The following is a 13,199-nucleotide window of genomic DNA, read 5'->3' as shown; positions in this document are numbered from 1 at the left end:
ACGGGCTCAGATAGAGTGAACACGCCCTAGTATGAACGTGCAGGGTGTCACAAGCTCCGGGAGGAGCATGCGATTGCAGTAGCTGAGTCGCGCACCGGGAGGCGGCAGGCAAGGTGTTGTTGCCGTCCGATGCGATGTTAACGTGCGTCACGATCCGGCGCCCCAGCCCGCGCGCTCAGGGCTGGCCACTGCTACGCCCGGAATCGGGCTCGGCCGCAGCCGGCACTTGCAAGCTGCGCTCAAGCAGCGTCAGGTCGTCCCGCAGCAATTGCAGGATGGCTGCCGGACCGGGCTTTTCCAGTGCGCGGCTGGTGGGCAACTCCACCGAACGCAGCGCCATATCCGCGATCTGACTTGCGACATCCTCCATGGAAACCTGTCCGGCGGGATTGAACCACCATGCGGTCCAGTTGCACATCCCTATGATCGAGAACGCCGCGACTTTTGCGTCCACCACGCGGAATGTTCCATGATCGATGCCGAATTCGATCGCTTGCCGGAACTGCTCGAGCACCGCGCGGCGCGACTGTTCCGCCATCTTGCGCTGCTTTAGCGGCAGGTTGTTTTCGTTGCGCTCCACCACGCGGAACTGCAACGGGTGTGACAGGATCAGCGTGGCATGGCGCAGCACCAGGTGGCGCAGAATGCCGGCAGGCGTGCGCATCGCTTCAGGGATCGCCTCGGTCGCCAGTTGCGCTGCGGTGCGCGTGACCGCGGTGGTCAGTTCCTCGAGGATGGCTTCCTTGCTCTTGACGTAGTAGTACAGCGCGGGGCGGCTCAGTCCCACTGCGTCGGCAATGTCGTTGAGTCCGGTGCCATCGAAGCCACGCTCGATGAAGAGGCGGGTCGCAACTTCCAGGATCGAGTCCCGCAGTGCGTCGCTCTTGGTCTGTGTCTTTGCCATGGACTGCCATTCAGTTTTTCGACGCAGGCGTCGAGAAGTCACCACGATAAACAATAAGACGCGGACGCGCCACCCCAATGGCCGGCGAATTGCGTTGAATTCTTCCGAAATAGTGCCACAAAGATCACTTCGATCCATGATTCGACGCGGCTTCGAATAAATTTACGATAACGTCGAAAAATGGACTATGCTGTAAAAAACGGAGTGAGATGATGACAAGTTCCAAGACGCCCCCCCACGCATCGCCCCCGGCAGCCGGCCCGATTGCCGGGTTTCTCAATACCGACTGGAACCCGCGCGACGTGCCACCCGGCACGGTGACGCGCAACGTCGTGCTGCGCACGGAGGATGGGGCCGCTACGGGTGGCTCGCTCTACGCCGCAGGCCAGCCGGATACCGTGGTCTGCATCATGCATCCGCGTGAATTCATGGCTTGCCACTACCTGATTCCGGACATCGTGGCAGCGGGCTGCGCGGCGTGGTCGCAGTCGCCGCGTTCGGTCGGCAATGACCAGCGCTTGGAGCACGAGTTCGCGCTTTACGACGTGGCCGCAAGCGTGCGCTACCTGCGTGAAGCGGGTTTCCGCCGCATCGTGCTGCTCGGCAATTCCGGAGGCAGCGGCTTGTACGCCTTGTATGTCCAGCAATCCAACGCAGCCCCCGCGGCACGAATCCCCAGGACGCCTGGCGGCCGCGCCACCAATCTCGCGTCAGCGACGCTGCCGGCGGTCGATGGCGTCGTGTTTGTCGCGCCGCACCCGGGGCAGGGCGTGCTGCTGCAGGGCTGCATCGACCCGGCGGTGAGCGATGAAGCTGATCCGCTTTCCGTCGTTCCGGCGCTCGATGCGTTCTCGGCAGCCAATGGCTTTGCGCCGGCCCCTCAGTCCTCCGCGTACCACGCCGGCTTTGTCGCGCGGTATCGCGCTGCGCAGGCCATGCGGGTGCAGCGCCTCGACAACCTGGCCAGGACGATGATTGCCGAGCGCATGGATGCTCGCGCCGAGGTGAAGCGCAACCCCGGTACCGTCAGCGATGCCATCCGCCGCCGCGCCGCCCACACGCAGCTCTTCACCGTGTGGCGCACGGATGCCGACCTGCGCTGCTTCGACCTGTCGCTCGATCCGTCTGACCGCAAGTACGGATCGCTCTGGGGCGCGGACCCGTTTGCGTCCAACTACGGTTCAGTCGGCTTCGCACGTGTCTGCTCGCCAGAGAGTTGGTTGTCGACATGGTCGGGGCTGTCGTCGAATGCGGCGCTGTCCCGGACTGCCCCGGCCATTCACCAGCCCACCCTGCTGATCGAATACACGGCCGACCAGGCCTGTTTTCCAGGCGTCATCGCGGACATCTTCCACAGCATAGCCAGCACTGACAAGCAGCACCACCGCGTGCGCGGCGACCACCACGGCCGCGCGCTGGCCAGGGGCGAAGAACCAGGCCGCTACGCGGCGGGCCGCCTGCTGCAGACCTGGCTGCGCGAGACCTTTCCCCAATAACGCACCCGACCAATCCGATCCGGAGACGCAACGATGTTTGCAAGTACCGCTTCACCAGATGCCGGCGCGCCGCTGTGCCTGCACGGCGTCGACCATACCGCCAGGCCGACCTGGCGCCTGAAGGAAACCGTCACGTTCTACCGCGACATCCTGGGCCTGCCGCTCATTCACACGATCTCGGCGCGCGGCTGGGGCCCGGCGACGCATCCCGATTTTCTGCACTTCTTCTTCGACAGCGGCAAGGGCAGCACCATCGCCTTCTTCTACTACCTTGGCAGTGATGAGCCGGATGGCCTTGCCGGCCGCGACACCCGCCCCCCGTTTCCGGACGACCACGTCTTCGACGCCACCCACACGGCGTGGCTGGTCGATACGCAGGAAGCGCTGCTGGCATGGAAGGAACGACTGGAAGCGCGTGGCGTCGTGGTGTCCACCGAGACCGCGCACGAGGTGATCGAGTCGATCTACTTCCGCGACCCCAATGGCTACTTCATCGAGATCACGCGCAAGCTCCGCCCGCTTGCTGCGCTGGACGCGCGCGACGCCGATGCGACGCTGGCCGCCGCGATCGAGCTGGAGGACGAGGCCCGCGCCAAGCAAGCTCGCGTGACCTCGATCGACGAGATCTGGCTGCGCAAGGCAGAGATCCTGGGCCGCCGCCTGGACCTGGAGCAGGAGTGTCACGCATGAGCCGGTCTTCCCTGCGCATCTTCGTGCTGAACGTGCCCGAGTTCGCTTCGCTGACGGAAGCCGCGCGCCGCTTGCCGGCTTGCCATGTCAGCGACCTCGGCGACTATACCGTGATTGCCGCGAGCGAGCCGATCGAGTTCGGCCGTCGCGCACTGGGGCTGAAGCCCGCGGTCTGGTATGGCCTGTTCACCGGCGGCCTCGACGGCAGGATCGAGTCATTCGGCCGCGATACCGTGCGCATCGTGCCGCGCGGCCATGAGTCGGCCTGAGAGCGGGAGGCAATCATGAGCGGTATTCAGTTTCCGATCGACGGCGTGGCGTATTGCCCGCCAGCGGACGCGGCAAGGTACTTCGAGACCGGGGCGTGGGTGGACGACACCCTCGGCGGGGCGCTGCGCAAGACCGCGCGGCGTGACCCGGACCGCCTGGCATTTATCAGCGACGAGCGCTCGATCACCTTCGCCGAAATCGACCAGCGCAGCGAGCGCCTGGGCGCCGCGCTGCATCAGCTTGGTCTCAGGCCCGGGGATCGCGCAATCTTCCAGATGGGGACCACGATCGATACGGCCATTGCCTTGATGGGCTGCTACAAGGCAGGCGTGGTGCCGGTGTGTGCCGTGCCGCAATACCGTGAAGTGGAAATCGGCCAGTTGTCCGCGCTGTCGGAGCCGCGCGCCTATTTCGTGCAGGCCGACTTCAGTGCCTTCGACCTTGCCGGCTTTGCGCGCGGCATGGCGCAGCGTCATCCGTCGCTGCGGCACCTGATCGTGGCCCGGGGCGAGCCCGTGCAAGGACCCGGTGCGTGCGGCGAGCACGGCCTGGACGCGCTGATCGACGGCATATCCTATGAAGAGGCAGTTGCCGTGCTGGCCCGGGTGTCGATCGGCAGCCAGGATGTGCTGAGTTTCCAGTTGTCCGGGGGCACCACCGGCGTGCCAAAGATCATTCCCCGCTTCCATGCCGAGTACATCGGCCATGCGCTCGCCTGCATGCGCCAGCTTGGCCAGACCGAACACAGCCGCCTGATCTGGTCACTGCCGTTGCTGCATAACGCTGGCCAGCTATACGTGCTGGTACCGACCGTGGCCGGTGGCATGACATCGGTGCTGATGCCGCGCGTCGACATCGCGCGCATGCTCGAACTGATCGAGCTGCATCGCGTCACGCATGGCATGTCGATCGGACCGGTTGCGCCGCAGATGATCGCCTACCAGGAGATCGCGCGGCACGATCTTTCATCGCTCGAACTGTTCGGCACGATGACGCGAGCCGACGCGCTGGAAGCGCACCTCGGCGTGCCTTGCTTCAACCTGTTCGGCACCACCGAAGGGCTGCTGCTCGGTGCCGGCGCTCGCCTTCCCGCAGGAGTCCGCCATGGCACGCAGGGCTTCTCCGGTTGCCCGGATGACGAGCACCGCCTGCTGGCGCCGGGAACCGACCAGCCGGTGCCGCAGGGCACGCCAGGCGAACTCTGCTTCCGCGGCCCGTCAAGCCTGCGCGGCTACTACAAGGCGCCGGAGGCTAGCGTGCAAACGCTGACGCCAGATGGCTTCGTGCGCTCCGGCGACCTCATGACCGAGCATGTGATCGACGGCTACCGCTGCTTCGCCTTTGAAGGCCGCCTGCGTGACAACGTGAATCGCGGCGGCGAGAAGATCGGATCGGAGGAGGTGGAAGCGTATGTCAGTCGCCATCCGGCGGTGGCGGACGCCAAGCTGGTGGCGATGCCGGACCCGCTGTACGGCGAGAAGGGTTGCATTTACCTGATCCTGCGCGCCGGGCACGCGGCTCCGGATGTTGCGGAGCTTGCCGCGTTCCTGGTTGGCCAGGGACTGGCGAAGTTCAAATGCCCCGAGCGCATCGAAGTGGTCGAGGAGTTTCCGGTGACCCGGGTCGGGAAAGTCGACAAGGCTGCGCTGCGGGCCATGGTGGCACGCCGGCTGGAAGTGGAGGCGGGCATGGCCGGAAACGATGGAACGGGGAGGGTGCCAGCATGATCTGTACCGAAGCCGTACTGGCTGACACACCGTTCGTCGTACGCCGCCGCGTCAAATGGGGCGAATGCGATCCGGCCGGCGTGGTCTATACGCCGTCCTTCTCGGAATACGTCATTTCCACCGCGGAGCTGTTCTACGAGCGCCTGTTCGACGGCCGCCCGCAACGCACCAAGGACGAGCTTGGCTTCGGCACGCCAACACGCGCACTGGCGTTCGACTTCCGCCGTTCGCTCTGGCCCGATGAATCGTTCGATATCGAGGTCCAGGTCGAGGCCATCGGCACGCGGACCTACACCCTGGAACTGACGGCGCGAATGAGCGAAGGCCGCGACACCGCATTCGTCGCCCGTCTCACCCCGATCTGCGTGCGCCGCGGGACCCGCGATGCCATCAATGTGCCAGCCTCGCTGCGCAATGCACTGGAGCAGTATCGGCGCGCTTGCGAGACGCACCATCTTGCCAACCCATCCCACCAAGGCCAGACAGCATGAACCGTCGTACCTACCGTATCGGGCAGATCGTGCCCAGCTCCAACACGACGATGGAGACTGAGATCCCGGCGATGCTGCACGCGCGGGAGCAGATCCTGCCGGAGCGTTTCACCTTCCATTCGAGCCGCATGCGCATGCACCGCGTGGTGCGCGAAGAACTGGAGGTAATGAACCGCGAGGGATTGCGCTGTGCCGCCGAACTCGCCGACGCGCGCGTCGACGTGATGAGCACCGCCTGCCTGGTTGCGATCATGGCAATGGGCCCCGGCTACCACCGTCAGGTGGAGCAGGACCTGTTGCGCGTCGCACGCGAGAACCACTGTGACGCGCCGGTGATGACATCCGCAGGCGCGTTGGTCGCGGGCCTGAAGTCGATGGGCGCGCGCCGGATTGCGCTGATGGCGCCGTACATGAAGCCACTGACTGAAGCGGTGGTGCAGTACATCGAACATGAAGGCATCGAAGTCCTGGACGCGCTTTCATTCGAGATCCCCGACAACCTGGAGGTCGGGCGCCGCGATCCCATGCAGTTGCTGCAGGACGTCAGGCGCCTGAACACCGCCAATGCCGACGTCGTGGTGCTGTCGGCCTGCGTGCAGATGCCGTCGCTGCCGGCGATCCAGGCAGCGCAGGACGCGATCGGCCTGCCGGTCACATCCACGGCGGTTTGCACGGTTCGCCAGATGCTGGAGCACCTTGACCTGGCACCCGTCGTTCCCAACGCCGGCGCGTTCCTTGCGCCGGCCAGCAAGTGAGAGGCTTACCATGAATGTCGCCGTTATCGGAGGCGGGCCGGCCGGCCTGTACTTCTCGCTGTTGCTCAAGCAGCGGCATCCTGAACATCATATCGTCGTGCACGAGCGCAACCAGGCGGGCGCCACCTACGGCTGGGGCGTGGTGTTTTCCGACGTCGCCCTGTCGTTCCTGGAGGGCGCAGATCCGGCGTTCTTCCGCAAATTCACCGCGCATCACCAGCGTTGCGATTTTATGGAGGTCACCCACAAAGGGGTGCGGGTGCCGCTGCACAACAACCACTTTTCGCGTACCTCGCGCATCGACCTGCTGCGCGTGCTGCAGCAGGCGTGCGCCGACGCCGGCGTCGACATTCGCTACGGCAGCCGCGTGAGCGATCCGGCTGAACTGCCGGGCGCCGACATCATCGTGGCGGCAGACGGCATCAACAGCGAGGTCCGGACCCGGCTGGCGGAGCATTTCCAGCCGAGTTTCGATGTGCGCCGCAACAAGTTCGCCTGGTGCGGCACCCATCAACTGTTTCACCCGGTCTCGCTGATCTTCCGGGAGACCGGCCACGGGGTGTTCATGGCTCACGCTTACCAGTACAGCGAGACATTGTCGACCTTCCTGGTGGAGGTCGACCCCGAGACGTGGCAGCGCGCGGGACTTGACACCGCCACGGAAGAAGAGAGCCGCGCCTTCTGCGAACAGGTCTTCGCGGAAGACCTGGGCGGTCACGCATTGCTGGGAAATCGCTCCAACTGGTTCCAGGCGAGCGTGGTGCGCAATGAACACTGGTCGCATGGCAAGGTGGTCTTGCTCGGCGACGCGCTGCGCAGTGTGCATTTCTCGCTGGGCTCCGGCACCCGCATGGCGATGCAGGATGCGATCGCGCTGTGCGATGCCGTCTGCTCGCATCGCGACGATGTGCCGGGGGCGTTCCAGGCGTTCGAGGACAGCCGGCGCGATGCATCGGCGAAGTTCCAGGACGCGGCCCGCCGCAGCCTCGACTGGTACGAGTCGGTCGACAGCAAGATGCACCTCGATCCGGTGGCGTTCGCCTACGACTACATGCTGCGCACCGGCAGGGTCACGCATGAAGGCCTGCGCCAGCGCGACCCGGAGTTTATCGCCCGCGTGGAAGCGGGTGGCCATCACCATCCCGTTGATGCACCGGCCGCGGCGTAGCCGCGCGCCTGCGCGAAGTTCTCGCAAAACCCCGCTGTACCCGCACAAGCCGCAGCATAGCGGCTGTGCGCTGACCATCCCAGGAGACAACATGACTGCCTCATCCGCCCCCCAAGGCGCGGCGGCCGGCGCGCCTGTGCGCGCCGCCGTCAACGTGCGCGAATTCATCGACGCGGCGCGCCTCTCATCGCTGCAGTTGCGCACCATCGCGTTGTGCTTCGCGATCGTGGCACTGGACGGCTTCGACATCGCCATTATCGGTTTTCTTGCTCCCCATATCCGCGGCGAATGGTCGCTGTCGGTGGTGGCCCTGGGGCCGCTCTTCTCTGCAGGCCTGCTCGGGCTGATGACCGGCGCTTTTCTCTGCGGTCCGCTGGCCGATCGCATTGGCCGGCGTCGCGTGCTGGTCATGTCGGTGGCTTGGTTCGGTGCTGCCTGTGCGGCATCTGCCGCGGCGCCAGGCATCGGCTGGCTGATCGCGCTGCGGTTCCTGACCGGGATCGGCCTGGGCGGAGCCATGCCCAATGCGATCACGTTGACCGCCGAGTTCAGCCCTTCGCGTCGCCGTGGCATGTTGCTGACGATCATGTTCTGCGGATTCTCCCTTGGCTCCGCGCTCGGCGGGGTGGTGACCGCGTACATGATCGAACTGGTCGGCTGGCGCGGTGTGCTGGCGCTGGGCGGCGTGCTGCCGCTGGCGCTGGTTCCGGTACTGGCGCTGGCCTTGCCGGAATCGGTGCGCTACCTGGCCACGCGTGAAGGCATGCAGGCACGGATCGCCGCCACCCTGGCACGCATCGATGCAAGCCGGGTCACGGGCGGCCAGCGCTACGTCACCGACGAGCCTGAGGGCCCCAGTTCTCCGGTCAGCCAGCTCTTCGCGCCGCGCTACCGGCGCGGGACGCTGTGGCTGTGGCTGGCATTCTTCTGCAGCCTGCTGTTGCTGTACCTGATGATCAACTGGCTGCCGATCCTGGTCCAGCGCAGCGGCCTCACGCTGAAGGAAGCGTCGATGCTCGCGGGACTGCTGCAGGGCGGCGGCGTGCTGGGTGCCATCGTACTGGGCGTGCTGCTCGACAGGTTCAATCCCTATGCCGTGGTGGCCGGCGCCTACACGCTCGGTGCCATCGCCGTGGCATGCCTGGCTTCGGTGAGCGCGCCCACGGCAGTGGCGGCCGCGATCTTCGTCACTGGCTTCTGCGTCAGCGGATCGCAGGTCTGCGCCAATGTGCTGGCGTCGGCGTTCTACCCGACGTCGAGCCGCGCGACCGGCGTGGCATGGGCACTTGGTATTGGCCGGGTGGGGGCCATCGCAGGCTCGCTCGGTGGCGCATTGCTGCTATCGGCGGGATGGAGCAATGGGGCGCTCTACCTCCTGCTGGCGATTCCGGCAGTGGTCGCGGCGATCGGCATCTACCGGACCGGGCGCGTCCAGGCTGCGGTCAGTATCCCTGAGCCCGAAGTCGGGGCAGACCTCACCGGTATCGAAGCCGCTACCCCGTTCCGCAAATAATGCGAGGTACAAGAACATGATCTTCACATTTCCGAGGCACCGCGCGAGCTGGCTTGTCTTGCTCGCACAATGGTTGCTGGTGGCGCTGATGCCCGCAATGGCAAATGCCGGCGGCACTGGGGCTGCGGCTGAGTCCTCGTCCGCTTCCGGATTTCGTACCAGCCTGGTCCTGCTTGGAACCGCTGCGGGCCGTACCTCCTACGGAGGCACGAGCCTGGCCGGAATTTCCTCGGCTCTTGTGGTGGACGGCGACGTGTATCTGATCGACTTCGGCCAGGGCTGGCTGCGGCGCTACCTTCAGGCTGGCCTGGGGAAGATGCCGGGCAAGCCCGGACTGTCGTCGCTGCGCGCGGCATTCATCACACACCTGCACGCAGATCATGTCGTGGACTATCCGGCGTTGTTCCTGTTCGGGTCCACCGATGGACTGGCAGCGCGGAAGACACCGGTCAGGGTGTTCGGACCCGGCCCCCGCGGCTCGCTGGTACCAGTGGCCGGTGCCAACCGGACCAATGTTCCGGTGATCCACCCGGAAGATCCCACGCCCGGAACAGTGGCCATGACTGAGTCGATCTACAAGGCATTCGCCACCGATATCAATGACAACATCCGCGACAGCCAGAAGCCGGACCCCCATACCCTTGTCGCCGTGGAAGACATCAAGGTGCCGGACGGCGTGGTAGCGGATGCCAACCGCGACCCGGCACCGGACATGCAGCCATTCCCGGTCTACCAGGATGACAAGGTGAAGGTCACTGCGATACTGGTCAGCCACGCGCCCGTGTATCCATCGTTCGCGTTCCGCTTTGATACGGCGGACGGTTCCGTGGTGGTCTCGGGCGACACCAGTCCGAGCCAGAACCTCATCAGGCTGGCCAAGGGGGCGGATGTGCTGGTGCACGAGGTCATCGATACGCAATGGATCGACGAATTCCTGCCCAAGCCGCGCAATCCGGCGCAGGAAGCCAAGGCGCGCCACCTGATCGAAAGCCACACCGCTGTGGAGGCCGTGGGCGCCGTCGCGCAGGCTAGCGGGGTGAAGACCCTGGTCCTGTCACACCTGGCGCCCGCCGATAGCAGCGAAAGCCGGTGGCGCCGGGCGCAAGAGGGGTATTCCGGCCGGGTGGTGGTCGGCAAGGATCTCATGTGGCTTGGGGTGGGCGCTCCGGTCTCTGCCGGCAAGGCGCGCTAGCAGGTTGCCAGCGGTCTGCTGGCTGAGAAAGCAGGTCCCCGATGGGATCGGGCGTCGGCCAGGCAGCCGGGACGGGTATGGAAAGGGCCCGCTGCCGTCGATGCCTGACGCCGGGCAAATGCGGTGCAGCGCAGGACAGCGCCTCCGCGGCCCTCGGGCTGTTTTTCTTGGGCCCGGCCCGAGTCTGGATTTAGCACCGCCGGACATGGCCACCGACACGTGTTCCAGTGCGGCGCCGGACAATCTGGCGTTTATCCAGAAATTGCCTCATGAATGCATCGGATGAAGTATGTGGCGGTGTTTGTTTGTATGCTGCCCTCTCTCGTCAACAGGCAAAGATTGAGGCTCGGCGGATCCTCCGGCAACAGCAATGGCTGCACGTCCGCGATCAGGCTGCGTTTTTTGCAGCGTAATGCAGGACAAGGGCATGACGGCATCCACGTGGGTCATCAATGCGTCGATCAGCACCCTGGAGGTACAGCGGGTAATACGCCGGGGCTGCGGCAAGCCATGGCGGTTGAACAGTCCCGCAAGATAGCGCGGGTACGCGTCGCTCGCGTCGGCGTGCACCCATTCGGCGTCCTGCAATTGCGCGAAGGTCGTGCGCCGGCGAGTGGGCTTTCGCGCCGAATGGAGAAGACCCCGGGGAAGGTGGCCAGGGCGGTGCTGACGATGAACGGATCTGACGGCGCTTCGTAGAAGCCTCCAAGGGCGAAATCAAGCTGGCCATTCCGAAGTCCGTCCAGCAGCGTCATCGCATCAAGCTGGAGAAATTCCATTGCCACTTCTGGCATGGCAAGTCGGAATCTGACAAAAGCTTCCGGTAGTACTGTCAGTCCTGCCAGCGGCGAAATGCCGATGCGCACTGAGGCCGCCTTGCCTCCGCGAATCTCGGCCATCTCGAGTTCCGCTCTTTCGAATTCGGACGCAATCACTCGCGCTCGCTCCAAGAGTCTGCGGCCCTCCTGAGTGACGGTGACACCCCATGAATTCCGGTTCAACAGTGGCACGCCCACCTCGCTTTCCAGCTCACGCATCGTCTTCGTGATGGCCGGCTGTGTGAGGCAGAGCGCTCGCGCGGCGGCGTTGATGCTGCCGTGCTGGGCGATGGCGATGAGCGCGTGGACGTGGTGTAGCTTCATGTAGAGGGTCGGTCAGATTGCGGCTGGAGTGTACGGTGGCGTCAGACGGCAGGCAAGCAAGCGGCGTACGGTACGACCCCGGCGACTGCCTGGGAAGTCAGGGTCTTGCGCCTAATAACCGGCTCTTATAGCCATCAAAATTCGTGCGTACCGCACATGCCGGCGTTTCCATATCATACGGCCTGCTTTCGGCTGACGGACATAAGCAAGTGACGCCACCGGCGAGCGCGCAGTCGGGATCGCCGCACTTTGCGGCTGGCCCCATGGCGTCCCGTTCTGTCAGAGCGAAGCGCTACACGATGGGAACCGCCCCCGCAGTCAGCGGCGCCCGAGGGTCCGGTGCGACCCGTGAACTTAAAACAGAAAAAACGACCAAGCGACCACAGAGTCGACCGCCTGATCCATCCTCCAAGGGAGCTTGAATTGAAACGAACGCTTCTTTGCGCAGCCATTGCGCTGACGCTGCCTTTCCTGACATCGGGCTGTTCCGACGGAATCGCGGCAATTGCGCCGAATTACGAATCCGTATATTCGGCCGCGGCCAACGACCAGGCCGGTGTCATCAAGACGTTGGAAGAACTGGTCAATATCGAGACCGGAACGGGTGATGCCGTTGGTATGCCACAGATGAGCCAGTACCTGTCGAACCGGCTCGAAAGCCTGGGCGCGACGGTCACCCGGCACCCGGCGGAGGCTGGCGTCGTGGGCGAGAACGTGGTTGGCACCATCAAGGGCACCGGCGGCAAGAACATCCTGCTGATCGCCCACATGGACACGGTGTACCTGCGCGGCGCGCTGGCTACCGCGCCGTTCCGGGTTGAAGGCGACCGCGCCTACGGCGCCGGCATTGCCGATTGCAAGGGCGGCATCGCGCTGATCCTGCACACGCTGGGCATTTTCAAGGCCAATAATTTCAAGAACTTCGGCACCATCACCGTCATGTTCAACACGGACGAAGAGAAGGGTTCGGTGGGTTCGCGCACGCTGATCCAGTCGCTCGCCGCCAACAGCGACTATGTGCTGTCGTACGAGCCCTCTGGCGAGAAGGAGGCGTTCGGGCTTGGCACCTCCGGGATCGCCTACGTGGAAGCGCAGATCGGCGGGCGTGCGGCGCACGCGGGCGCGGCGCCTGAGCTGGGTGTGAATGCGCTGACCGAAGCCGCCGACCTGATCCTGCGGACGCAGGACATCGACAACAAGCCGAAGGAGATCCGCTTCAACTGGACCATGGCAAAGGCGGGCACCGCCAACAACGTGATTCCCGCCGCGGCCACGGTCAACGCGGATGTCCGCTACGGGCACCTGGAAGACATCGACGCGGTCAAGCAGATGCTGGACGAGCGCGCTGCGCGCAAGCTCCTGCCGGAGTCCCAGATCCAGATCAACCTGACGCGCGGGCGGCCGCCGTTCAATGCGACTGCCGACGGGCGGCAGCTGGCGGAAAAGGCCGCGGCCATTTCAAGCGAAGCTGGCGGCACCATCGTCATCAACGAAGGTCGTAGCGGCGGCGGCACGGATGCTGCCTATGCGGCGCTCTCCGGCAAGCCCGTGCTGGAAAGCATGGGCCTGCCCGGCGCCAACTACCATACCAACGCTGCGGAGTATGTCCGCATCGACACGATTCCGCGCCGCCTTTACATGTCAACCCGCATGGTGATGGATCTGGGCCAGGGCCTGTGATGTTGCGTCAGTCCTGCATTCGCACCTACTGAAGCAACCAGGCAGTGACGGGAGCTGCATGCGGCAGCTCCCACGGCATTTTGAAGGAACTCAAATGAAATTAGTTAAGCTGGCATATGCCCTGCTTGCCGGCGGCTTACTGTGCGGGACGGCACAGGCAGCTGAACAACT

The 13,199-nt window shown here is 64.8% G+C and carries 12 protein-coding genes; 10 read left to right on the top strand and 2 right to left on the bottom strand.

The window, feature by feature from the left end; genetic code table 11:
• Nucleotides 1-175 precede the first annotated feature (175 nt).
• The gene (locus CF68_RS12365; protein ID WP_235205750.1) at nucleotides 176-1,042 is read right to left on the bottom strand and encodes a TetR/AcrR family transcriptional regulator; all 867 of its coding nucleotides are present in this window, start codon (nucleotides 1,040-1,042) and stop codon (nucleotides 176-178) included.
• Between the two features lie 71 nt (nucleotides 1,043-1,113).
• Here CF68_RS12365 and CF68_RS12360 point away from each other — a divergent pair, with 71 nt between their 5' ends.
• The 9 genes from CF68_RS12360 (at nucleotide 1,114) to CF68_RS12320 (ending at nucleotide 10,206) form a co-directional block, all read left to right on the top strand.
• Entirely contained in the window at nucleotides 1,114-2,400 is a 1,287-nt protein-coding gene (locus CF68_RS12360; protein ID WP_035819067.1) for an alpha/beta hydrolase, read from the top strand.
• 33 nt (nucleotides 2,401-2,433) lie between these two features.
• Entirely contained in the window at nucleotides 2,434-3,090 is a 657-nt protein-coding gene (locus tag CF68_RS12355; protein WP_035819065.1) for a VOC family protein, read from the top strand.
• A complete protein-coding gene (locus tag CF68_RS38280; RefSeq protein ID WP_035819062.1) occupies nucleotides 3,087-3,359 on the top strand; it encodes a hypothetical protein in 273 nt (90 codons plus the stop codon). Before CF68_RS12355 ends, CF68_RS38280 begins: the two co-directional genes overlap by 4 nt.
• 15 nt (nucleotides 3,360-3,374) lie before the next feature.
• Nucleotides 3,375-5,087: an AMP-binding protein gene (locus tag CF68_RS12345; RefSeq protein ID WP_035819060.1), complete on the top strand. Its 1,713-nt coding sequence runs from the start codon at nucleotides 3,375-3,377 to the stop codon at nucleotides 5,085-5,087.
• Nucleotides 5,084-5,578 carry a thioesterase family protein gene (locus CF68_RS12340; RefSeq protein ID WP_035819058.1) on the top strand — a complete coding sequence of 165 codons (495 nt, stop codon included), beginning with the start codon at nucleotides 5,084-5,086 and terminating at the stop codon, nucleotides 5,576-5,578. The genes CF68_RS12345 and CF68_RS12340 overlap by 4 nt, the downstream gene beginning before the upstream one ends.
• Nucleotides 5,575-6,333, top strand: a complete 759-nt coding sequence (locus CF68_RS12335) for an aspartate/glutamate racemase family protein (RefSeq protein WP_035819057.1) — start codon at nucleotides 5,575-5,577, stop codon at nucleotides 6,331-6,333. The genes CF68_RS12340 and CF68_RS12335 overlap by 4 nt, the downstream gene beginning before the upstream one ends.
• A 10-nt stretch (nucleotides 6,334-6,343) precedes the next feature.
• Nucleotides 6,344-7,501 (top strand): FAD-dependent monooxygenase, encoded by a 1,158-nt coding sequence (locus CF68_RS12330; protein WP_035819055.1) that lies wholly within the window; start codon nucleotides 6,344-6,346, stop codon nucleotides 7,499-7,501.
• Between the two features lie 91 nt (nucleotides 7,502-7,592).
• Entirely contained in the window at nucleotides 7,593-9,014 is a 1,422-nt protein-coding gene (locus CF68_RS12325) for an MFS transporter (protein WP_051591513.1), read from the top strand.
• A 16-nt stretch (nucleotides 9,015-9,030) separates the two neighbouring features.
• The gene (locus CF68_RS12320; RefSeq protein ID WP_200872555.1) at nucleotides 9,031-10,206 is read left to right on the top strand and encodes an MBL fold metallo-hydrolase; all 1,176 of its coding nucleotides are present in this window, start codon (nucleotides 9,031-9,033) and stop codon (nucleotides 10,204-10,206) included.
• A gap of 461 nt (nucleotides 10,207-10,667) precedes the next feature.
• Here CF68_RS12320 and CF68_RS12315 read toward each other — a convergent pair whose 3' ends face one another.
• Nucleotides 10,668-11,348, bottom strand: coding sequence for a LysR family transcriptional regulator (locus CF68_RS12315; protein WP_051591512.1), 681 nt, complete (start codon nucleotides 11,346-11,348; stop codon nucleotides 10,668-10,670).
• A gap of 423 nt (nucleotides 11,349-11,771) precedes the next feature.
• Here CF68_RS12315 and CF68_RS12310 point away from each other — a divergent pair, with 423 nt between their 5' ends.
• Nucleotides 11,772-13,028: a glutamate carboxypeptidase gene (locus CF68_RS12310; protein WP_235205749.1), complete on the top strand. Its 1,257-nt coding sequence runs from the start codon at nucleotides 11,772-11,774 to the stop codon at nucleotides 13,026-13,028.
• Nucleotides 13,029-13,199: the final 171 nt, after the last annotated feature.

This window comes from Cupriavidus sp. SK-4, assembly GCF_000611125.1.
In the GTDB taxonomy this organism is placed as follows: Bacteria; Pseudomonadota; Gammaproteobacteria; order Burkholderiales; family Burkholderiaceae; genus Cupriavidus; species Cupriavidus necator.
This window is presented reverse-complemented; position numbering and strand designations above follow the sequence as displayed.